The following is a 20888-nucleotide window of genomic DNA, read 5'->3' as shown; positions in this document are numbered from 1 at the left end:
GACGACGCGTCAAACACACACGTGCGATGTGCGGAGATGTCGCTGGAGATCTCGCAGTGGCGCTACTGAAACGCGCGCAGCTGCCCCGGCAATTCTCACGCTGACATCGCGTTGCGTCCGCAACTTCAACGCGTCGGCCGCATCGCGGGCAGCCTTCGGGACAACCCAAAAAAGAGCCCGACGCGCAGCAAGCCGCACGCCGGGCCATCGTGACATCACGCCGCCTGGGTCAGGACGTCATCCGATCCCAAAACCCCTTGACGCCGTCGATGAAGGTGGCCGACTTGGGCGAATGCTTGCGTGCATCCTCGCCGGTGAACGTCGCTTCGAACTGCTGCAGCAGTTCGCGCTGGTCGGCGGTGAGATTGACCGGGGTCTCCACCACCACGCGGCAATACAGATCGCCTTCGCTACGGCTGCGCACCGAACGCACGCCCTTGCCGCGCAGACGGAACAACTTGCCGGTCTGGGTCTCGGCCGGGATGCGGATCTCCGCTTCGCCGCCTAGGGTCGCCACGCGCACGGTATCGCCGAGCGCGGCCTGCGAAATGCGGATCGGCACCTCGCAATGCAGATCGTCGCCGTCGCGCTGGAAGATCGCATGCTCGCGCACCCGCACTTCCACATACAGATCGCCCGGCGGCGTGCCGGCCGGGCCGGCCTCGCCTTCGCCTGCAAGACGAATCCGGTCGCCGGTATCCACGCCGGCGGGCACCTTGATCGACAGCACCTTGTCTTCTTCCACGCGACCGGCACCGTGGCAGGTCTTGCAGGGGTTCTGGATCAGCGTACCGCGCCCGTCGCAATGCGGGCAGCTCTGCTGCATGGCGAAAATGCCGCGCTGGATGCGCACCTGGCCGCGCCCATGGCAGGTACCGCAGGTCTCGACCTTGCCGTCTTCCGAACCGCTGCCGTGACAGGGCGCGCATTCGACCAGCGTCGGAATCTCGATGCGGCGCTCGATGCCGGCGACAGCTTCTTCCAGATCCAGTTCCAGGACATAACCAACGTCGGCACCACGTCGCGCAGCGCGCGGACCGGCGGCGCCACCGCCGAAAATATTGCCGAAGATATCGCCAAAGATATCTCCCATGTCCGGGCCACCCGGCCCACCGCCACCGCCCATGCCGTGCTCGAAGGCCGCATGGCCGTGCGCGTCGTAGGCGCGCCGCTTATTGCCATCGGACAGCACCTCGTAGGCTTCCTTGCATTCCTTGAACGCCGCTTCGGCAGCCGCGTCGCCAGGATTGCGGTCCGGGTGGTGCTTCATCGCACAGCGCCGGTACGCCTTCTTCAGCTCCTCGTCGCTGGCGCCACGGGCAACGCCCAGCACTTCGTAGTAATCGCGTTTGCTCATAAGCCGGGATTCGGGATTCGTGATTTGAGATTCGTTGAAACGCAAAAGCGGACAGCGTGTGCTGGTCCGCCCTGGCGACGCGACGCGTTAAGGATATCGGGACGGGAATCGGCAAGCTTTAGCGCTTGCCAATCCCCACTCCCGACTCCCAAATCACGGCTTACTTCTTGTCGTCCTTGACCTCGGTGAACTCGGCGTCCACCACGTCGTCGGCGGCCTTGGAGGCCTGTGCGTTGCCGCTGGCCGCATCGGCGTTACCGCCCTGCTCTGCCGCCGCAGCTGCTGCGTACAACGACTGGCCGGCTTCTTCCAGCGTCTTGGTGCGTGCTTCGATCTGCGCCTTGTCGTCGCCCTTCATGGCGGTTTCCAGATCCGACAGCGCCGCTTCCACCTTGCCGATCACATCGCCACCGACCTTGCTGCCATGCTCGGTGATCGCGGTACGGGTGGCGTGGATCAGACCATCGGCCTGGTTGCGGGCCTGCACCAGCTCCTGGAACTTCTTGTCTTCTTCGCGGTTGGCTTCCGCGTCGGCGACCATGCGCTGGATCTCTTCGTCCGACAGACCCGAACCGGCCTTGATCTCGACCTTCTGTTCCTTGTTGGTCTTCTTGTCCTTGGCCGACACGTGCAGGATGCCGTTGGCGTCGATGTCGAAGGACACTTCTACCTGCGGCATGCCGCGCGGCGCCGGCTCGATGCCGGACAGGTCGAACTTGGCCAGCGACTTGTTGAAGCGGGCCTGCTCGCGCTCACCCTGCAACACATGCACGGTCACGGCCGACTGGTTGTCTTCGGCGGTGGAGAAGGTCTGCGAGGCCTTGGTCGGAATGGTGGTGTTCTTTTCGATGATCTTGGTGAACACGCCGCCCATGGTCTCGATACCCAGCGACAGCGGGGTCACGTCCAGCAGCAGCACGTCCTTGACGTCGCCGGCCAGCACGCCGCCCTGGATCGCCGCACCCACGGCCACCGCCTCGTCCGGGTTGACGTCCTTGCGCGGTTCCTTGCCGAAGAAATCGGCAACCGCCTGCTGCACCTTCGGCATGCGGGTCTGGCCGCCGACCAGGATCACTTCGTTGATGTCGCTGGCGCGCAGGCCAGCGTCGTTCAACGCGGTGCGGCACGGCTCGATCGACTTCTTGACCAAGTCTTCCACCAGCGCTTCGAGCTTGGCACGGGTCAACTTGATGTTGAGGTGCTTCGGGCCCGACGCATCGGCGGTGACGTACGGCAGGTTCACTTCGGTCTGCTGGCTGGACGACAGCTCGATCTTGGCGCGCTCTGCGGCGTCCTTCAGGCGCTGCAGCGCCAGCGGATCCTTACGCAGGTCGATGCCCTGGTCCTTGTTGAATTCGTCGACCAGATACTCGATGACGCGGTTGTCGAAGTCTTCGCCGCCCAGGAAGGTGTCGCCGTTGGTGGCCAGCACTTCGAACTGCTTTTCGCCATCGACTTCGGCGATCTCGATGATCGACACGTCGAAGGTACCGCCGCCCAGGTCGTAGACGGCAATCTTGCGGTCGCCGCCGTTCTTGTCCAGGCCATAGGCCAGGGCTGCGGCGGTCGGCTCGTTGATGATGCGCTTGACGTCCAGACCGGCGATGCGACCGGCATCCTTGGTGGCCTGGCGCTGGCTGTCGTTGAAGTACGCCGGCACGGTGATCACTGCCTCGGTGACCTTCTCGCCGAGGAAGTCTTCGGCGGTCTTCTTCATCTTTTCCAGCACGCGCGCGGAGATTTCCTGCGGCGCCATGCGCTTGGCATCGCTGGTCTGCACCCAGGCATCGCCGTTGTCGTGCGCCAGGATGCCGTACGGCACGTGCGAGATGTCCTTCTGCACTTCGCCATCGGTGAACTTGCGGCCGATCAGGCGCTTCACCGCGTAGAAGGTGTTCTTCGGGTTGGTCACGGCCTGGCGCTTGGCCGAGGCGCCGACCAGCACTTCGCCGTCCTTGGTGTAGGCGACGATCGAAGGCGTGGTGCGATCGCCCTCGGAGTTTTCGATGACGCGGGCCTTGCCGCCGTCCATGATCGACACGCACGAGTTCGTGGTGCCGAGGTCAATACCAATGATCTTGCCCATGGATACGCTCCTGATGATTCTGTAGCTGTGTCCGGCGACGCCGGGTCTGGCTGAGATGTGGGGGTGGTGCGCAGGTGTTCAAGCCACCGGCGCACATCTGTGTTTCATGCCTGCGCCTGGCAGTTCAGCCGGCGCTGCGGTTCAGTCGTGCTTGGCCACGACCACCAGGGCCGGGCGCAGCAGGCGATCGTTGAGCAGGTAGCCCTTCTGGAAAACCTGCACGACGTGGCCCGGCGCAACGCCCTCGGCCTCGCCCTGGCTGATCGCCTGGTGCTGGTCCGGGTTGAACGGCTGGCCGACCGGATCGAGCAGGGTCAGGCCGTTGTCCGCGGCCACCTTGAGCAATTGCTTGTAGGTCATGTCCAGGCCGTCGCGCAGCGGGCTGGGCTCGGTGCCGGCGGCGGTGAGTCCCGCGTCCAGGCTGTCGAACACCGGCAGCAGTTCGCCGAGCAGCTTCTCGTTGGCGAACTTGCGCGCGTTTTCCACGTCGCGGGCGATACGCTTGCGCTGGTTTTCCAGGTCGGCGCGCTCGCGCAGGGCATCGGCCTTGACCAGGGCGATCTCGCTGCGCAGCGATTCGATCTCGGCCTTGAGCGGATCGGTCTCGGGCGGGTTCTGGGACAGGTCTTCGGAGTCGAATTCGGGGTGGTCTTGGTTCATATGCAGTTCCCGGGCAAGCGGAACGCCCGCCCCAACGTCACCCCGTATATGGGCGCCCGCGCGCGTTTCAAGCAAAGCATCGCGCCGATCGATGCCGGTTATCGCGTACCGGGCGACTCCATGGCCGCGCCCAGCACGTCGGCGGCGGTCTGCACCAGCGGAATCAGCCGGTCGTAGGCCATGCGTTTGGGCCCGATCACCCCCAGCACGCCCAGCACCTGGCCATTGGCGGCGTAAGGTGCAGTGACCAGCGAGACGTCTTCCAGCGACACCATGCCGGTTTCTTCGCCGATGAAGATGCGCACGCCCGGCGCCTGGATGGTGCGTTCGAGCAGCTGCAGGATCTCGCGTTTGCTGGCGAAGGCCTCGAACAGTTCGCGCAGGCGATCCAGATCCGACAGGTCCTGCACGCCCATCAGCCGGGTCTGCCCGGCCATCACCATGTCCTCGGCATCGGCCGGTACCAGCGCCTCGCTGGCCAGGTCCACGCTGTGCGCCAGCAGTTGTTCCATCTCGCTCTTGGCCATGCGCAGCTCGCGCAGTAGGCAGGCGCGGATGTCGGCCAGCGCGCGCCCGGCGAACTGCGCATTGAGGTAATTGGCCACCCGTTCCAGCTCGGCCGGCTCGTAAGCGCGGCGCGGCTCGATCACGCGGTTTTGCACCTCGTTGTCGGCAAACACCAGGATCGCCAGCACGCGGCGCGCATCCAGCGCCACGAAGTCGATATGCCGGAACGCGAACTGCTCGCGGCGCGGCGCGCTGACCACGCCGACGAAGTGGCTCATCGCCGACAGCATCTGCGAGGCGCTGCCCAGCAACGATTGCGTGCCGTTGCCGCTGGCCAGCTCCGCGCGCAGGCGGCGGACTTCCTCTTCGCCAGGCGGCTGCATCTGCACCAGGCTGTCAACGAACACCCGGTAGCCATGCGCAGTGGGCACGCGTCCGGCCGAGGTATGCGGGGAGCTGAGCAGGCCGACGTCTTCCAGGTCGGCCAGGATATTGCGGATGGTGGCCGGGCTGACGTCCAGCCCCGCATGCTGGGCCAGCGTCTTTGACCCCACCGGCTCGCCGTCGCGGATGTAGCGCGCAATCAGGGTGCGCAGCAACTGGCGGGCGCGGGGGTCGAGCATTGGGGACTGGGACGCGCGCATGGGATCATCCGGTGAGACAGCGCATAGATAATGTCTGGCCCCGGGGATGGCAAGCGTCCGATTCCCCGTCTACCCCTGCCACCCTAAGCTTTCCCAAAGCGTTCACACTCGACCTCATGCTCAGACACCTCTCGATCAAGGATTTCGCCGTTGTCCGTGCCACCGAACTGGAATTCGGGCCGGGAATGACCGTGGTATCGGGCGAAACCGGCGCCGGCAAGTCGCTGATGGTGGACGCGCTGGGCTTTCTGTCCGGCCTGCGCGCCGACAGCGGCGTGGTCCGTCATGGCGCCGAGCGCGCCGAACTGTCGGCCGAATTCCAGCTGCCGGCCGAGCATCCCGGGCTGCGCTGGCTGGCCGACAACGAACTCGACGACGAGGCGCAATGCCAGCTGCGCCGGATCATCCGCGCCGACGGCGGCTCGCGCGCGTGGATCAATGGCCGCCCGGTCACTTCCTCGCAACTGGCGGAACTGGCCTCGAGACTGGTCGAAATCCACGGCCAGCACGAGCACCAGGCGCTGATGGCCCGGCACAGCCAGCTCGCCCTGCTCGATGCCTACGCCCGCAACAGCGCCCAGCGCGAGCAGGTGCGCCAGGCCAGCCAACGCTGGCAGGCGCTGCTGGACGAGCGCGATGCGCTCTCCGCGCAGGGCGATGTCTCCGACCGGATCGGCTTTCTGGAACACCAACTGGCCGAACTGGAACGCGAGGACCTGGATCCGGCCGCGATTGCCGCACTGGACGTCAATCACCGCCGCCAGGCCCATGCCACCGCGCTGATCGGTGCCTGCGACAGCGTCGCCCAGCAGCTCAACGGCGACGACGGCGCCAGTGCCCTGGGCCTGTTGCAGGACAGCCGCCACGATTTGTCGCGCGTGGCCGAACACGAACCGCGGCTGGCCGAAGTGGACGCGCTGCTGGACAGCGCCGTGATCCAGATCGGGGAAGCGCTGGCCCTGCTCGACCGCGTGCGCGACGACCTGGAGGCCGACCCGGCCCAGTTCGAGGCGATGGAGCGCCGCCTCGGCCGCCTGCACGACCTGGCCCGCAAACACCGCGTCACGCCGGACGAACTGGCCGCGCATCGCGACCACCTGAGCGCCGAAGTCGAGAGCCTGCGCGGCGCCGACGAGCGCCTGCAGCAGCTCGACAAGCACATCGAAATCGCCACCGGCGCCTGGCGCAGCGCGGCCGGCGTGCTCAGCGACAGCCGCACCGCCGCCGCCGAGGCGTTGTCGGCCGCGACCACCGCGCTGATCGGCGAGTTGGGCATGGGCGGCGGGCAGTTCCTGATCCAGCTACAGCCGCACGAGAGCCCCCGGCCGGACCCCAATGGCGCCGAACGGGTGGAATTCCTGGTCGCCGCCAACGCCGGGCAGCCCCCGCGCGCTTTGCGCAAGGTCGCCTCCGGCGGCGAGCTGTCGCGCATTTCGCTGGCCATCGAAGTGGCGGCGCTGGGCCTGGACAGCGTGCCCACCATGGTGTTCGACGAAGTGGATTCGGGCATCGGCGGCGCGGTGGCCGACATCGTCGGGCAGAAGCTGCGCGCGCTGGGCGAAGAGCGCCAGGTGCTGTGCGTCACCCACTTGCCGCAGGTCGCCGCCAAGGGCCACGCGCATTACCGGGTCAGCAAGGCGCCGGTGGACGGCATGACCCAGAGTGCGGTCGAACTGCTCGGCCCGCAGGCCCGCCAGGAAGAATTGGCACGCATGCTGGGTGGCGTGGAAGTGAGCAAGGAAGCGCGCGCGGCCGCCCGCAAGCTGCTGCAGAGCGCCTGAGCGGGGCCGGTCGTTCGCAAGCCAGTGCGAAGGGCTTGATCAGGGCAGCCGGCACTGTTGGTGCTGCTGCGCCGGTGCGCCGGTAGGGGTAATCACGCATGGCCCACCGACCCTGTCGATGCATGGGTTGCCGCTACCAATCGGCCACGTGGAGCTCCCCTAGGCCGTCTCCATGCACTCAGGCAGCCTGGGCGGCCCCGCGACCTTCGTCCGCTTGCGAGAGGCGCCTTTCCACTGACACAACTGCCGGCCCTCGTCAGCGAGGTTTCCTCGCTCAGCTGACCCGCTCCCTCCCCGCCAGCCAAGCCCCAGCATTCGCCGACAAGGCTTGCTTACTCCCGCTCGCAGGGGAAGGTGCCCGAAGGGCGGATGTGGGAAGGTCGTGCATCGAATCCGCCAACACGCCCCCAGAACGCACAAGGCGGCCTGGGCCGCCTTGTAACATTCATGGCTGCACGGGGACACCCAGCTCAGCGCGGACGCTTCTTGCGCACGTACAGCACCAGCGAGTGCTCTTCCAGTTCGTAGCCATGCTTGGCGGCGATCTGGCGCTGCAGCGCCTCGATTTCCTCGCTCTCGAACTCGATCACATGACCGGTATCCACGTCCACCATATGATCGTGATGACCGCCGCGGTCCAGCTCGTAGACGGCCTGCCCGCCTTCGAAATTGTGCTTCAGCACCAGGCCGGCCGCCTCAAACTGGGTCAGCACCCGGTAGACCGTCGCCAGCCCGATCTCGTCGCCGTGATCGAGCAGTTGGCGATAGATGTCTTCTGCGCTGAGGTGATGCTGATTGCTCTTCTGTTCGAGCAGTTCCAGGATCCGCATGCGCGGATGGGTCACCTTGAGCCCGACTTTGCGCAGGTCGTGGGTTTCCATACGTTCTCCGTTCATTGGCGATTTAGCGCCAGCTGCCATCAAACGGGTCGCGGCGACCGGCGGAAGTGTATCATCGGCGTGATTTCCTCAGCACTTAATCCCCGATGCGTAATCTCCTGCTGGTCGCCGCCATTGCTCTTTCCACCGCTGGCTGCGGCATCATCTACAAGCAGCCGATCTACCAGGGCAATCTGATCAAACAGAACGCCGTGGAGCAACTGCAGGTAGGCCAGAGCAAGCAGCAGGTCAGTGCGTTGCTGGGCACGCCCTCGATCCCCGACCCGTTCCATGCTCAGCGCTGGGACTACACCTCCACGCAGCGCGTGGACCGTCTGGCGCGTACCGAGATCAAGAATTTCACCGTGTTCTTCGAGAACGAACAGGTCGCACGCTGGGAAGGCGACTATTTCCCGTCGCAGGACGAGCAACTGGCCAAAGCCGCGCCCAAGCAGTTCGGCCGCAACCTGGCCCGCGACAAGAAGAAGCAACGCGGCCGTTGATGCGGTTACCGGGCGGTGTCGTGATCGCCTGATCGGACCCAAAACGCATCCCTTCGAACGGATGCGTTTTTCGTTTTGCCCGATGCCAACAGAGCGCTTCAGTGACTCTACAGCGCTGACTCCCAGGACCGATCGATCGTGCTGTCTGTCGCATGTCTTAGTCCAAGCGCGCTCGTTCGAACTCAACCAATACGGCTGATTCTTCGAGACACGCCGTCAGCAGCGATGGCTTTGCAGCGAGTCTGCGTCGTCGCAGCGCTGGCAATCGCTAGCGGTTGGGGCCGGCTTTCTTGCTTGGTCCGGCACGCCTGCGGCGGGCTTCCTTCGGATCCAGCAACAGCGGCCTGAGCAATTCGACCCGGTCGCCGTCGCGCAACCCCTGCTCCGGCCGCGCGATCAGCCCGTGCACCGCATACGCGGCGGGGGCCCGCTCCACCGCCAGATCGGACATGGCAACGGCTTCGGCCACCGTTGCGCCTTCAGGCAATTCCAGGTGTACCGAGCTGTAGCGATCCGGCCAGGCCAGCACGACTTCGATGCGCATGCCGCTGCGCAACCTAGACGTCGCCGCGGTCGGCGACGCGCACGAAATCATTGACCATGCGATCGGCCAGGCCCTGAAACCCCAGCGCCAGCGCCGGGCCAAGCAGCCGCGAGCTGGTTTCGACCTCCAGGGTCAGACTCACCTTGCAGGCGCCCTCGCCCAGCGCCTGGAACTCCCACAGGCCTTCCAGGCGCTTGAACGGGCCATCGCGCAGGTGCATGACGATGCGCTCCGGGCGTTCAAGGATGTTCTCGGTGGTGAACCAGGTGCGGAACGACCCCAGCCCCAAATCCAGGCGCGCCACGATGTGCGCCTGGTCCTGCTCGAGCACATTGGCAGCGTCGCACCAGCCGAAGCGGCGCGGATAGGCGGCGACATCATTGACCAGATCGAACATGCGGGAGGCGCTGTGTTCGACCAGGGCGCTGCGACGGATGGTAGGCATTCGCTAACTTGTGAAAGACGGAAGATCGTTTGACGACACCGAATCGGCGACAATGGGCGGATGAGCAAGAAACAGACCAAGGATAAAGCAAACGGCGCGAAGGCCACGAAAACCATCGCGTTGAACAAGCGTGCGCGCCACGAATACCACCTGGAAGAACGCTACGAAGCCGGCCTGGCACTGCAGGGCTGGGAGGTCAAGGCGATCCGCGCCGGCCGCGCCAACATCGTCGACGGCTATGCCTATGTGCGCTCCGGCGAGATCTACCTGATCGGCGCACAGATCACGCCGCTGATCCAGGCCTCCACCCACACGGTGCCAGTGGAACGGCGCGACCGTAAACTGCTGCTGCACCGGGCCGAGATCGACAAGGTGCTCACCCGCGTGGAGCGCGAAGGCTACACCCTGGTGCCTACCGCGCTGTACTGGAGCAGCAACAAGGTCAAGCTGGAAATCGCCCTGGCCAAGGGCAAGCAGAATCACGACAAGCGCGACGCCGCCAAGGACCGCGACTGGCAGCGCGACAAGCAGCGCGTGATGCGGCGGCATAACCGCGATGCGTGATGAGCGGGGATTGGTGATTCGGGATTAGGGATTGGTTAGAGCGGCTGTGCGTGGCCTTTTGCACTGCTGTCCTGCGATCCACACCTGCAGAGCGGCGAGGCTAAGCCACACCGCTCTTGCCAATCCCCAATCTCCAATCCCCAATCCCGACTCACGGCTCCGGATCACGTCGCTCCCAGCATCCGCATCAAATTCGGCACTCCCCTGCCCTGCACATAGCGGTCGCGCTGCAGGTCGGTGCAGGTATCCAGCAGCAGTTGCTTGACCCGATCGGGGAAGCCGATGAACTCGCGGCGCGCCGACAGGAAGCCGGCCAGCACGCCGGAGACATGCGGTGCGGCCATGCTGGTGCCGCTCATCTCCACCATCAGGCTGGTCGGGTCGTTCGGGTCGAAGTCGTAGTAGGCCGACAGGATCTTCTCCCCTGGCGCGACCACATCCGGCTTGCTGCGGCCGTCGGCGGTCGGCCCGCGCGAGGAAAAATACGACACGCCATAGTTGTGCGGGCTGCTCTTGTGCACTGAGCCGACCACGATGGCGTCTTCCAGATTGCCCGGGTCGCTGATCGACAGATCCATGTTGGCGGCATATGCGTCACCGTCGTTACGCATCAACCAGGCCAGGCCTTCGTTGCCGGCCGCGACCACCACCAGCACGCCTTGCCGCCACAGCCGGCGTAATTCGTTGCACAACGGCGTAAACCCGCAACCGTAGCTCTCCGGGTCGAAGCAGCCGCCCAGGCTCAGATTGACGCCATGGATGACCAGCTCGCCGCCACGCTCGTTGATGTCGGCCACCTGCTGCACTGCCTTGATCGTCCACGAATCGCGGCCGTTTCCGGCATTGTCGAGCACCTTGAAGCCATACAGCTGGGTATCCGGCGCCATGCCGGAAAATTCCAGAGGACGGCCGGGCGTGCCGCCCGCCTCCGGGATCGACGCGCGGCACTGGCCGGCGATGATGCCGGCGATATGCGTGCCGTGGCCATGCCGATCGAGCCGGGTAAACGCCGTGCCATCGGCGCGGGTCAGCCGTTTGGGCGCGCCGCGCCGCGTGCAATCCCACTGTGCCACCACGGTGTCGCGTTCACCCTTGACGAAAAAATGCGGGTGATCGGCCACGATGCCGGTATCCATCACCGCCCAACCGATCTGCTGCCCGCGTGCGCGATACGCCGTGCGTGCCGCATCGGCATGCAGCACATTGCCCGACACATGGATCAACGCGCGTTTTCCGGCATCGCGCCACACCCGCCGAAAGCCCAACGCGCGGTAGCGATCCTGCAGCGACTCGATCTCGAATCGGGTCAGCCGCGCAGACACGAAACGCTGCAGGCTGTCTTCCAGCTCGATCGCCTCATCCAGCGCATCGCCGCTCAGGCCGGTGGTACGCGCAGCGACTTCGCGCACATGCTGCAACAGCAATGCGCGCACACCGGCAGGGTCGTTCCCCAACACACGCCGATCCAGCTCGATCAGCACATCGTGCCGGTACTCAGGGCCATGCGCTTCGAGCTGCTCGCTGAGGTCCTTGATCAGCACTGCATTGGACACCGGCTGATCGAAGCCCACACCCACGGCTTGGCGCACCGCGGCGCGCACCTGCGGAATGGACAGATAGCCCGAAGCCGAATGCGGGTTGTGCTGCCAATCCGGATTCAAACGCGCAGCGGCCAGGTTCTCGAAACGTCCTTTGGCATTGGCGATATCGTCGGTGAGGTCCGGGTCCAGCGCGATCGGGTCGCGCGTTTCGGCCACATTGATCCAGCGCTGTACGCACTCGGGAAACGGCAATTTGCGCGTGCCGGTCCAGCGCTTGAACATGCTGCGCACCTGCGGCAAGCCCAGTGGCGAACCCAGGGTGAGGAACAAACTGACCTCGCAATCGGCGGCCTTCAGCTGGCGCAGCACATCGAAGGCGATCATCGACCCCTGGCTGTGCGCCACCACCACGAATGGCCCGCCCCCTGCGCGCAGCCGCTGCGCCAGACTCTCGCGCATCAACGCCGCACGTTCCGGCACGAAGAACAGGTCATGCACATCCTGCAACAATGCAGCCGAAATCAGCCGCAGCAACACCCGGTTGATCGCATCGATGGCGCCCTTGGCCTGCACGCTGCCGGACACGGACGTGCCCTGAAGCTCGTCCAGCAGCCGATGCAGATCGGTGCGTTCCTGCTCGCTCTGCGCCAGCGCGTCTGCCAACAGGTGCAGGTCCTGTTCGCCCGGCACCAGGCCAAGCGTACTCAAGGCGCGCTGCACGCTTTGATTGAGCGCCGGCCCCACATCGCGCGCGTCGCAATTGCCCGGCTCGGCCACTGGATACCGCTCGCGATTGACCCAGTACGCCAGCCGCGTGCGCTCGCCCATGGGCCGCCCGAACAACGCCTTGTCCCACTGACAACGCAGCACATCGGCCGGCGGCTTGTTGCCGATGCCATGGATGTAGATCACCGTGCGCGCCTTGCCCTGCACGCGGGTCGCCGCGGGCTCCTGGGCCTCGGCCTGCTGCGCACGCGCAGCGCGCGGCCGCGCCGGTTGTTGCGTGCTTGCAGCCGCCTTGCGCGGCAGCGCGCGTGCAGGTTTCGAACGTGGGGGCTTGCTTGTCGCCATCGCGTCGCTCCTTCGTATGCAGACTGTTCCGTTCGGTACGGGACTGAAGCCACTGTAAGCGTTGCGCATCTCACCACTTGTGACAGGGCGCGCCGATCCCTACACTGACCCGGTCAGCGTTTTATTGCTTTCCCCGGGGGTGCACTGGTTTCGACGGGGGTCGCGAAGTCGCTTGGCGCATGCCGAGGGGGCAGCTTTCCTCGTTAATCCAGCAGCAAACTTTTAGTTGCCAACGATGACAACTACGGTTCGGACTTCGCTATCGCCGCTTAATTGGCTTTAGTTGTAGTTCTACAGCCGCCTAAGGCGAACCCCCGAACCTACTTGTGCCCGTGCTCGTAGGTGTAGGGTCATTATCACGGAACCATCGGTAGTGGCTGCCTGTCAGCTACCGGTCAGATAAAGCAGGCTGGTTTCCAGGTGCGCTTTGCCAACCGTGCTGCCTGGAAACGAGATCTAACGGAGGGCTAAGCATGTAGTGCTGGGGATGGAGTGCTTCCGGACGGCGGTTCGATTCCGCCCACCTCCACCATTCTCACCTGCAAATCTAGCGTAAGTAGCTTGATTTTGCAAGGTTTTCTGGTGATTTACGAGCCTCAAACGATGCCCCTTCAAGGTATCGTTTGAGGTATCGTTTTGCCCAAACCTTTCTTGTTGAAGCGCGCCAGCGGGCTCTATGCCCGCTTTCTGGTGCCTATCGACCTACGTCCGCTACTTGGGTGCCGCTTCCTGGTGCGCGCCCTGCCCGGCCGGGGCGATGCCGCCCGGCTGGTCGCCGCCCGCATGGCTGTGGCACTCTCGGAAGCATTCAAAATGCTACGAACAGGGACGATGAACGACGACATCAAGGACATCTTGCGCCGGGTGCGCGAGAACGGGCACAACGACCTGACCATCCAGCAAGTGCGGTTGCCCAACGGCCTGACGCTCGGCGGCGTGGAAATCAACACGGCCGAGGACCGCCGGCTATTCCGGCAGACCGTGCAGGACTTGAACGCCCTGGCGGCAAAAGACCCGCTCATGGCGGGCATGCACGGCTGGGAGCCCCCACAGCCCCACGCACCGCCTAAGCCGCCTGCCGGGCCGCTGCTGTCCGAGCGCATTGACGTCTACCTCAGCGACATGCGGCGAGCCCAGCGGGCCGTGCGCAACGTGATGGACACCGAATACACGCTGCGCCTGTTCGTCGCCCTGGGCGGCGACAAGCCGATTGAAGAGGTCACGGCCACGGACGTGCGGGCCTTTCTGGATGCCCTGGCGGTCTACCCGGCCAATGCGAGCAAGAAAGCCGTGTTTCGTGGCCTGACGCCCCTGGAAGTGGTGCAAAAGGCCAAGGGCGGCGGCCACCCCACCCTGCTGGAACGCACACAGGAAAAGCGCCGCGACCACTTGGCCGCGTTCTTCAATGCGCAAGCCGATGAAGCGCTCATCCCGAAAGCCCCGCACAAGGCCATCATGAACCGCTCCAAGTCCAAAACCGATGCCCCAACCCGCGAACCCTTCACGCCCGCAGAGCTGGCCGCGCTGTTCGATTCCGAAGCCTTTCCCGAGTGGGCCAGCAAATACCCGCACCGCTGGTTCGGCTCTATCCTGGGCGTGGCCACGGGCGCGCGCATCAACGAGTTAGCCCAGCTCTACGTCGATGACGTGGCCGAGGTTGGGGGCCACTGGGGCATCCACATTCGCGCCCAGCGACCGGACCAGCGGCTGAAGAACGCCCATTCCTCGCGTTTCGTCCCCTTGTCGGACAGCGTTCTGCAGGCGGGGTTCCTGGAGTTCGTCAAGGACGTGAAGCGCGCTGGATTTGAGCGCCTGTTCCCGCATCTCCAGCACACAGAGGCCGGCGGCTACGGCGACACCATGGGCGACCAGTTCCGCGCCTACGCCATCAAGCGCGGCCTGACCGGCCGCCTGAAATCCTTCCATTGCTTCCGCCACAACATCGTGAGCAACCTGGTCAACGAGCGGGGCATTGCCATCCAAGTGGTGCAGGAAATCACGGGGCACGACCTGACCTTGCCCAGCGGCCTCAGGCACTACGTCAATCCGGGCACTATCCCGAAACGCTTTGACGCGCTGAACGCGTATGGCCCGCCGGTGACACTGCCCGCCTACACCGCCGGACAGTTTGACGTGGCGCTTAAGCAGGTCCGCCACATTGAGCGGAGGCGAGCGACGGCCGCGAGCAAACGCAACACCACCAACACAAAAGGATAACCATGGAAGCATCACCCAAATCACTGAAAGCCGCGTCGCTGAAGGATATCGAGGAAGCCATTGCGCGGGCGCTCTCTCAGTTCACCACATTTCCGCCCTATGCTGAGATTCGGGCGTTCGAGGTGCTCACAGAATCCGCTGTCGACGTGCTGACGTTCGACACTTACCGGTTCGAACTCAAGGTGAAAGCGCCGAAACGCGACCCATCAAAAGGGGTTTTTGATTTCGATTGAGCGCGTGCGGAAGTCAAGCCATGGATTTGCGGGCCAAAGCGCCCCGCATTTTCCCGGTCTTTTTCCCTTGCCGGGCGACGTGGGCCGCTTTGCGTTTCTTCTTCATGGTCTTGCGCAGGTTCTTGCCCCGCGTGTCGTAACCAGCGGCTTTCAGAAGTTTGTCTGCCGCCTTGGCGGCGGCTCGGCGGGTGGCACTGTCCATCGACAGTTTTTAGCGCATCTCGCTCGATGCGCAAGGGGCCGACGCGCGCCGATATGCTTTCCCGAAACAGGAAAAGCCTGCACAGGCCTGCCCTTCTTCCCCTTAAAGCTTAGCTAAGCTCCCCTGCTTTGCCTTCATCTTGGGGGTCGCCTCCGGCTCCCCCCGACGATGAAGGGCAAAGTCTCCCCTAGGACCTCCGCGCGAGGCGGCAGGGGTGACTTGGCCCCCGTTGGTTACCGCCCCGAAGGACGGCCCGACAGTCGGGCGCGGTGATAGGAGGACTACACCGCTACGACGGATTCACGCGGTCCAACCGCGCCGGCTCAGGGTTCCGTCACCACTATGTGGCGTCTCTCCTGTGGGCTTGCCCGCTCCCCAGCCGTCGCTGGAAAATATCATCCTAGCTGCCATCCTTGGGCCACAAACCGCTGATAGTCGGACCGCGACAGGGCACACGAGTGGGGCCAGATTGAGCACTCCCCACGCCTCTGCGACGCTTGAACTACCTGGTTGGTGCAGGTTGCAGGCCATACAGCGCCCTGTCCCCCTGCTTCAAAGCCTGCGCACCCTGGTGGCGGTCAACCCAAGCCCTCGCGGGCTCCCAGATATCCATGTGCGCAGCCGGTCTTTCCACCGACAACGAGTTACGGCTACCAACGGCCTTCGGGCTGGGCAGATTCGGGGGCGAGGAAAGGGAGGGGGCTTGCGGGTCAGTCCAGGCTTGCTAAGGTGTCCTCAAGGGGCACCGCCTGGGCATGTCGTAGCTGATTCCTACATTTGCTCGCCTCCGAGTCCGTAAAACTCGGGGGCCATGGATTCAAAGTAACTCGCCCCGGCCAGCTGTCAAGCTGACCGGGGCGAGCTATTTTATTTAGTTATAGAAGTCCGGGTAGAATACGCTGACCGGATTTCCAACGCTTTCGGGGTCTTCGAGCGCCTTTCGTGCCTGCGTCGCGATCTCGGCGCGATAGGTCTGAAGCTTTGGGACCAAGCTGTAGATATCACTCGTATCGAAGACGAGTGTTCTGGCTTGATTGACATCGAACGGCAACCTATCCGATTTCCTTATTATTTGCACTACGGGCAGGCGTAAGGCGTGCCGCAGAGCAACCTCATAAAAGACGTTAGGATTTAGGTAGGAAAGATCCGCTATTGCGAGGCGAGATTTTTTCAAATATTCCAAGACCTGGGTTGTGATCATTCCAGGCTCGCCGATGTGGTCAGCCCTGACAACCGTTAGCCCAAGCTCTTCAAGCGCGGGCTGGACCAGTGAGGACATGAAAAGATCCGCGTGCCTCCTCTCTACACTGTCCTCAGCACCGATGGGGGTGATGTAAAAGCACACTTGTCCCCAATCAGCCGCATTGCCTTGGCTATCATTCAGCTTTTTTACTATTTGAGGAGCCTTCGCCGCTTGCGGCAGGGCTCCCTGTGTCGTTCCCTCACTTCCACCGTGCCGCCCCAGCTCCTCAAGAACCTGTTCGATGGCGACCAATGTCTCGGCACCGCCAATCGTCCTAAGCATGTCCAAATCTTTCACGTTCACGGTGAACGTGTCGACACATTCATCAAGGTCAGGAACATCAATGGCCGAGTCCCCTATGACATCCTTCATGATTTCCCGTTCGGGCAATCTCTTGTCTTTGTAGTGCTCATAGAGCGCCTTGAAGGGGGCGACTCCTTCAATTGCCAATTCAAATGAGGCGCGCTTCCGCTCCTGGTCTGCACGAGAACTATCTACAACAATCCGACCTTTTTCTGTGAGCTCCAGGTATTCCGCAGCGTAAGACCCACTCGTGATTCCGTATTTCCCCGAGTTGGTAATCATTTGCTTTGTCGGACCGCTAGTCGGCGACTTGTTCATCTGTTGCAGCAACGTCAGCCGCCGCACTCGGTCACCAGAGGCAAACCGCATGATGGCCTCGCCCAAAATGAGGGCATCGGCAAATGATGAAGCGGGATACGGTCGCACCGTTCGTGTGCGAGCAGCCTCGGCGTCAACTTGTTTTCGGGGGGTGGGTTTAGAAGCGGTCTTCTTGCCCTTTCCAACTTTCTTTGCAGGTCCTTTCGCGGCCGTCTTTTTCGCTGCCTTTTTGCTCGTAGCCATTGCCCCTGTCCATTGGTTGCTAAGCAACCTCTGACTATACAGCGGCGCGACCTCCCGGGGCGGTGCCCGGGCTGTGAGGTTCTGGAGCTTTCGGGACGGCGGACTAAGTGCAAAGGCGCCATCGAGAGCTAGCCAGCAATGCTGAGCAGCAGGACGAACACCTTAGGCACCAGGGCCACCAAGCCGATGAGCCCAACGACGCCGCACGCGGTGATGGCCCACAGTTGGCCCCAGTTGAAGCGTCCGCCGCTCCGCTGAGCCGCCGCCCGCGCTGCCGCAGGGTAGAGGCGTTCCGCGCGCCGCCGGAACAGGCGAGAGAACACGGGACCGAGGACCAGCCCGAACGGGCCCATCAGGAAAACGGCGACGCAAAAACACACGGTAAAGCGGGCTTGCGGGGTCATCACCGAAACAGTCGGGACAGGCTGGTAGCTCATCGGTCGTTCCATTGGCAGGCAGCGGGATGCTACCTTTAAGGTAGAAACTACCTCAAAGGGAGCCTCCCCGTCATGCTGTGGCCTGTTCTTTGTTTCGGTCCTGCCCGTGCCCAAGGCCCCGCCCAACCCTCGCGAACTCTTCGCTGCTCGCTTGAAACAAGCCCGTGCGTTACGCAATGTGCCCAGCCAGCGGGCGCTGGGTCTGAAGATGGGGCTTGAAAAGCACGTGGCCGCCAATCGTGTGAACCGCTACGAGAGCCAAGCGCGAGGCATTGACCTGGACGGATTGGGCAAGCTGGCGGAGGTGCTGGACGTGCCAATGGCCTACCTAGTGGCCGATGACGCGGATATGGCGGATGCAGTCTTGGTCCTCGCGAAGCTGTCTCCTGAGTTGCGCGCAAAGGCCATGACGGCGTTGCTAAAGGTGGCCGCTGCGGGCGATGGGGCGGACTGAAGCGATGGGCGCAGTGGGTGACTCGCCTCCGCGTCGGTCAAACCCGGGGCCATGGATTCAACTTATGACGCCTCGCGCCGATGTAAGGCGTAGGGCATTGTTTATTTCGTGAAGGGAGGCGAACTTGTTAGGGAAAACCTCAATGCTGCTTATCGTGGCGGCTATGGCCGCTTTGTCCACGAGCGTGCACGCCGGCGAACAAGTCACGTCGGCACGTGCATCGGGAAGCGCTGAATCCCTCAGCGATGAAAGACTCCTGCAACAGTGGTCGCCAGCGCAGGACGCTTGCCGTGGCGGCTATGACAATGAATCTGCCTGCGCGAAGCGTGACCGTCTTACTGCAATGCTGGTAGCCCGTGGATACAAACAGCACAACCACGACGTTTGGACCTCACCATCTGACGCGGGGCACTTCGCGGGTGTTGTTCAAAGCAGTGACGATTGGGCGATTAATCGAAGCTCTGTCGTAATCCTTATGGCGGGGCCGGCCTCGCTAAAGACCCTAAGGAATCACCTTTCGGACGATAAAATAATCGCTCTTTGGAATGACTCAAACGAGTCGATGCGACATAAGTTTCCGCGCGCCTGGTCGATGCTGAGCCCGCAGATGAGGCAAATAGTGATGGACCACAAGGGCGAGCACGACCCTCGCTACACATTGGATTAGCGCCGTCCAGGTCCGGGCGGCCGGGGCTGAGCCGCTGGCATGGGCGCATCGATGAAGGGACTTTTGATGCGCGCTTCCAACCCTGGTTGTAGCTCTTCGGTTGCCACCGTGTGCTTTTGCGCGGGCGGGAACTGGTGCGGGAACTGCGTCAGGAAATCCGCCGTTGCCAGCTCGAACGCCACCCCGGCTTTGTCTTTGGCTTCGCTGGTCTGTTCGCGCAACGCGCGGGCCTGCTGCTCTTGGAGCCTAGCCTGCTGCCTCTTTTCTTGCATCGCCTGCGCGGCCCGGTCCTTCGCGGTGGGCCGTCCCACCTTGCGCAGCAGTGTAGAATGGAAATCCGTGGGCACTGGGAACGTGTTGGCGTCCGCCACGGCCCTGCGGCGGGTCAGCCTAGCGTCCTCCCTGGCTTGTTTGGCATCCTCATGCGCCTGGCGCTTTTCGGCCAAGTCGTCACGCCGTTGGAGGAGCGTGCGAGAGACAGAACGCTGCTCGGGCGTAGCGTTGCTGGACTGAAGGGCCCGGCGCGCCACCTTGAACATCATTTCGATCATCTCGTCCAAACTTTTTGCCACCTGCTCGCCTGCCATGAGTTCCGCCTGTCTGTTGGGTGTGGTTTTGCGTGAAGCGCGCTCGATGCCTGCCGCCCCCTTGCCCTGCTGACCGCCCCCAACGGGGGCCGGCCGGGGCATGGATGACCCGGCTTGGTGCGCAGCGGGACGCTGTGCACGCGCCTGGACGGCGGCCCCTGGCTTTGCAGCTACGGCGTGGCCTGGAAGCTGGAGCACCGCAGGACCGGCGCGGTGATATCTCTGTTCATCTGGCCGCAGAACACGACTAAAGCCGGCGCTTTCGGCGGCTGGTCGTCCACCACTGGCCAGCCCAGCGTTAAGGCCGTTGAGTGGGCGCAGCGGAGGCACGCGCTCGTTGCCAGTTCCGGGTTTTCGGACTCGACAAGCATCGAGCTTATTTCGCGTGAGAGCGGGCGCCCGGGGACGGCGCTTGCGGCCGGGTTGGCGGCTGGGGCTGATGGATTCATGGCGTGGGACCTCGGTGGGGGATGGCTGGGCAGCAGCACGCAAGCGCACCGCCGATTCTTTGCGACGTTCCAAAAGCGCTTGCGCGTGCAGGGCTTGCTCGTCCACATGGGCCAAGCGCCCCTCGGCGGCGGCTTGGGCTTTCAATGCCTCGAAGCGCTCGGCGTGGGCGGTGACGCGGCTGTCGGCCGCTTGGCGGACGCGGTCGTTCCGCCTGGCACGCGGCAACCGTTCGCCACGGCGGCGGGCTTGGGTGACCGCTTTGCCTTCGTGCTTGGTGGCCGGGCGGTCCAACTGGGCCGCCTTGGCGAAGTCATCGTCTTGGACGGCCGCGGCCTGCTGGCTCAACAACGAACGATGGTCCACGCGTGCAACCATGCCTTCGCTGGCCAGCATGCGGTTGACGGCCGTGGCCCAGAACTCGCGTTCCCTTTCGGCCAGTGTGGGTTGCTTGGCTCGCTTGCACGCAATCGGGTCCAGCGCCACAGCCTTCTTCCCCAAGCTTCCGTCTGGGTTGACGCTGCACGCGCTGAGCAAAATATGCGCGTGGTGGTTGCGCCCGTCCCCGCCCCTGCTCGGCTCGTGGATGGCCACGTCAGCGGCCACGCCGTAGCGCTCGGCCAAATGGCGGGCAAAGCCATGCGCCAGTTCTTGGCGCTTTTCGGCCGAAAGTTCGGCGGGAAGCGCCACCTCCACCTCGCGGCACGTGATGGCGTCTCCGCGCTTGTGGTGGGCCTCGACCCGGTTCCAAAACTCGGCCCGGTCGGCTGTCTGTTCGCCCGGCAGGCAGAGCGCCGAAAACGCGACGCCTTGGCGGCGCGTGTAGTCGTGGACCGTCCCGGTCAATGCATCTTCAATCCGCACCCCTGCACGATAGGCAGCGCCAGCGGTGGACGAGTGTCCTCCCGAGCGCGAGTAAGCCTTAGCAGTGAGGTGGTAAATCGCCAATCCAGTCT

The 20888-nt window shown here is 63.9% G+C and carries 19 protein-coding genes and 1 other RNA gene; 8 read left to right on the top strand and 12 right to left on the bottom strand.

The window, feature by feature from the left end:
• Positions 1–229 precede the first annotated feature (229 nt).
• From dnaJ to hrcA, 4 genes are all read right to left on the bottom strand, one after another.
• The gene (dnaJ, locus tag ACCQ15_RS07625) at positions 230–1357 is read right to left on the bottom strand and encodes a molecular chaperone DnaJ (protein ID WP_008577236.1); all 1128 of its coding nucleotides are present in this window, start codon (positions 1355–1357) and stop codon (positions 230–232) included.
• 160 nt (positions 1358–1517) lie between these two features.
• Positions 1518–3443 carry a molecular chaperone DnaK gene (gene dnaK, locus ACCQ15_RS07620; protein WP_011346955.1) on the bottom strand — a complete coding sequence of 642 codons (1926 nt, stop codon included), beginning with the start codon at positions 3441–3443 and terminating at the stop codon, positions 1518–1520.
• A 141-nt stretch (positions 3444–3584) separates the two neighbouring features.
• Entirely contained in the window at positions 3585–4103 is a 519-nt protein-coding gene (grpE, locus tag ACCQ15_RS07615; RefSeq protein WP_003483633.1) for a nucleotide exchange factor GrpE, read from the bottom strand.
• A 98-nt stretch (positions 4104–4201) separates the two neighbouring features.
• Entirely contained in the window at positions 4202–5233 is a 1032-nt protein-coding gene (gene hrcA / locus ACCQ15_RS07610; RefSeq protein WP_008577240.1) for a heat-inducible transcriptional repressor HrcA, read from the bottom strand.
• Between the two features lie 137 nt (positions 5234–5370).
• Here hrcA and recN point away from each other — a divergent pair, with 137 nt between their 5' ends.
• A complete protein-coding gene (gene recN / locus ACCQ15_RS07605; RefSeq protein WP_372381390.1) occupies positions 5371–7035 on the top strand; it encodes a DNA repair protein RecN in 1665 nt (554 codons plus the stop codon).
• 470 nt (positions 7036–7505) lie between these two features.
• On the opposite strand, the gene fur is transcribed toward recN, so the two are convergent.
• The gene (gene fur, locus ACCQ15_RS07600; RefSeq protein ID WP_005988392.1) at positions 7506–7916 is read right to left on the bottom strand and encodes a ferric iron uptake transcriptional regulator; all 411 of its coding nucleotides are present in this window, start codon (positions 7914–7916) and stop codon (positions 7506–7508) included.
• Positions 7917–8020: 104 nt separating this feature from the next.
• Here fur and ACCQ15_RS07595 point away from each other — a divergent pair, with 104 nt between their 5' ends.
• Positions 8021–8416, top strand: a complete 396-nt coding sequence (locus ACCQ15_RS07595) for an outer membrane protein assembly factor BamE (RefSeq protein ID WP_008577244.1) — start codon at positions 8021–8023, stop codon at positions 8414–8416.
• 268 nt (positions 8417–8684) lie between these two features.
• Here ACCQ15_RS07595 and ACCQ15_RS07590 read toward each other — a convergent pair whose 3' ends face one another.
• Together ACCQ15_RS07590 and ACCQ15_RS07585 are read right to left on the bottom strand one after the other, a co-directional pair.
• Positions 8685–8972, bottom strand: coding sequence for an RnfH family protein (locus ACCQ15_RS07590; protein WP_008577246.1), 288 nt, complete (start codon positions 8970–8972; stop codon positions 8685–8687).
• 1 nt (position 8973) lies between these two features.
• Positions 8974–9405, bottom strand: coding sequence for a type II toxin-antitoxin system RatA family toxin (locus ACCQ15_RS07585; RefSeq protein ID WP_008577248.1), 432 nt, complete (start codon positions 9403–9405; stop codon positions 8974–8976).
• A 60-nt stretch (positions 9406–9465) separates the two neighbouring features.
• Here ACCQ15_RS07585 and smpB point away from each other — a divergent pair, with 60 nt between their 5' ends.
• Entirely contained in the window at positions 9466–9969 is a 504-nt protein-coding gene (smpB, locus tag ACCQ15_RS07580) for an SsrA-binding protein SmpB (RefSeq protein WP_005913721.1), read from the top strand.
• Between the two features lie 164 nt (positions 9970–10133).
• Here smpB and ACCQ15_RS07575 read toward each other — a convergent pair whose 3' ends face one another.
• A complete protein-coding gene (locus tag ACCQ15_RS07575; RefSeq protein WP_372381389.1) occupies positions 10134–12581 on the bottom strand; it encodes a S8 family serine peptidase in 2448 nt (815 codons plus the stop codon).
• Positions 12582–12716: 135 nt separating this feature from the next.
• Here ACCQ15_RS07575 and ssrA point away from each other — a divergent pair.
• The 3 genes from ssrA to ACCQ15_RS07560 all read left to right on the top strand — a co-directional run bounded on the left by ssrA (position 12717) and on the right by ACCQ15_RS07560 (position 15031).
• Positions 12717–13113: a transfer-messenger RNA gene (ssrA, locus tag ACCQ15_RS07570) on the top strand.
• Positions 13114–13235: 122 nt separating this feature from the next.
• A complete protein-coding gene (locus tag ACCQ15_RS07565) occupies positions 13236–14798 on the top strand; it encodes a tyrosine-type recombinase/integrase (RefSeq protein ID WP_506187855.1) in 1563 nt (520 codons plus the stop codon).
• 2 nt (positions 14799–14800) lie between these two features.
• Positions 14801–15031 (top strand): hypothetical protein, encoded by a 231-nt coding sequence (locus ACCQ15_RS07560; RefSeq protein WP_371893654.1) that lies wholly within the window; start codon positions 14801–14803, stop codon positions 15029–15031.
• A 13-nt stretch (positions 15032–15044) separates the two neighbouring features.
• Here the strand turns inward: ACCQ15_RS07560 and ACCQ15_RS07555 are convergent, their stop codons facing one another.
• The 3 genes from ACCQ15_RS07555 to ACCQ15_RS07545 form a co-directional block, all read right to left on the bottom strand.
• Entirely contained in the window at positions 15045–15233 is a 189-nt protein-coding gene (locus ACCQ15_RS07555; RefSeq protein ID WP_017156939.1) for a hypothetical protein, read from the bottom strand.
• Between the two features lie 871 nt (positions 15234–16104).
• Positions 16105–17340, bottom strand: coding sequence for a hypothetical protein (locus tag ACCQ15_RS07550; protein WP_372381388.1), 1236 nt, complete (start codon positions 17338–17340; stop codon positions 16105–16107).
• 128 nt (positions 17341–17468) lie between these two features.
• Positions 17469–17777 carry a hypothetical protein gene (locus tag ACCQ15_RS07545; RefSeq protein WP_372381387.1) on the bottom strand — a complete coding sequence of 103 codons (309 nt, stop codon included), beginning with the start codon at positions 17775–17777 and terminating at the stop codon, positions 17469–17471.
• Positions 17778–17955: 178 nt separating this feature from the next.
• Between ACCQ15_RS07545 and ACCQ15_RS07540 the strand changes: the two genes are divergently transcribed.
• On the top strand, positions 17956–18231 hold the full coding sequence (locus ACCQ15_RS07540) for a helix-turn-helix transcriptional regulator (RefSeq protein WP_218542362.1): 276 nt from the start codon (positions 17956–17958) through the stop codon (positions 18229–18231).
• Between the two features lie 142 nt (positions 18232–18373).
• The gene (locus ACCQ15_RS07535; protein ID WP_506187854.1) at positions 18374–18898 is read left to right on the top strand and encodes a hypothetical protein; all 525 of its coding nucleotides are present in this window, start codon (positions 18374–18376) and stop codon (positions 18896–18898) included.
• On the opposite strand, the gene ACCQ15_RS07530 is transcribed toward ACCQ15_RS07535, so the two are convergent.
• Positions 18895–20778 carry a MobA/MobL family protein gene (locus tag ACCQ15_RS07530; RefSeq protein ID WP_372381385.1) on the bottom strand — a complete coding sequence of 628 codons (1884 nt, stop codon included), beginning with the start codon at positions 20776–20778 and terminating at the stop codon, positions 18895–18897. The two genes, ACCQ15_RS07535 and ACCQ15_RS07530, sit on opposite strands and share 4 nt — an antisense overlap.
• Positions 20779–20888 lie beyond the last annotated feature (110 nt).

Origin of the sequence: Xanthomonas sp. NCPPB 1754, assembly GCF_041475725.2 — a bacterium.
In the GTDB taxonomy this organism is placed as follows: domain Bacteria; phylum Pseudomonadota; class Gammaproteobacteria; order Xanthomonadales; family Xanthomonadaceae; genus Xanthomonas; species Xanthomonas euvesicatoria.
The sequence above is the reverse complement of the archived record's forward strand: the minus strand, read 5'-3'. Positions and strand labels throughout refer to the sequence as shown.

What these genes read in the sequence shown, in the direction of transcription:
- ACCQ15_RS07545 (WP_372381387.1), bottom strand. Translation starts at nt 17,777, where the DNA reads ATGAGCTACCAGCCTGTCCCGACTGTTTCGGTGATGACCCCGCAAGCC.
- ACCQ15_RS07550 (WP_372381388.1), bottom strand. Translation starts at nt 17,340, where the DNA reads ATGGCTACGAGCAAAAAGGCAGCGAAAAAGACGGCCGCGAAAGGACCT.
- smpB (WP_005913721.1), top strand. Translation starts at nt 9,466, where the DNA reads ATGAGCAAGAAACAGACCAAGGATAAAGCAAACGGCGCGAAGGCCACG.
- ACCQ15_RS07595 (WP_008577244.1), top strand. Translation starts at nt 8,021, where the DNA reads ATGCGTAATCTCCTGCTGGTCGCCGCCATTGCTCTTTCCACCGCTGGC.
- ACCQ15_RS07555 (WP_017156939.1), bottom strand. Translation starts at nt 15,233, where the DNA reads ATGGACAGTGCCACCCGCCGAGCCGCCGCCAAGGCGGCAGACAAACTT.
- hrcA (WP_008577240.1), bottom strand. Translation starts at nt 5,233, where the DNA reads ATGCTCGACCCCCGCGCCCGCCAGTTGCTGCGCACCCTGATTGCGCGC.
- ACCQ15_RS07535 (WP_506187854.1), top strand. Translation starts at nt 18,374, where the DNA reads ATGCTGCTTATCGTGGCGGCTATGGCCGCTTTGTCCACGAGCGTGCAC.
- ACCQ15_RS07585 (WP_008577248.1), bottom strand. Translation starts at nt 9,405, where the DNA reads ATGCCTACCATCCGTCGCAGCGCCCTGGTCGAACACAGCGCCTCCCGC.
- grpE (WP_003483633.1), bottom strand. Translation starts at nt 4,103, where the DNA reads ATGAACCAAGACCACCCCGAATTCGACTCCGAAGACCTGTCCCAGAAC.
- recN (WP_372381390.1), top strand. Translation starts at nt 5,371, where the DNA reads ATGCTCAGACACCTCTCGATCAAGGATTTCGCCGTTGTCCGTGCCACC.
- dnaJ (WP_008577236.1), bottom strand. Translation starts at nt 1,357, where the DNA reads ATGAGCAAACGCGATTACTACGAAGTGCTGGGCGTTGCCCGTGGCGCC.
- ACCQ15_RS07575 (WP_372381389.1), bottom strand. Translation starts at nt 12,581, where the DNA reads ATGGCGACAAGCAAGCCCCCACGTTCGAAACCTGCACGCGCGCTGCCG.
- ACCQ15_RS07560 (WP_371893654.1), top strand. Translation starts at nt 14,801, where the DNA reads ATGGAAGCATCACCCAAATCACTGAAAGCCGCGTCGCTGAAGGATATC.
- dnaK (WP_011346955.1), bottom strand. Translation starts at nt 3,443, where the DNA reads ATGGGCAAGATCATTGGTATTGACCTCGGCACCACGAACTCGTGCGTG.
- fur (WP_005988392.1), bottom strand. Translation starts at nt 7,916, where the DNA reads ATGGAAACCCACGACCTGCGCAAAGTCGGGCTCAAGGTGACCCATCCG.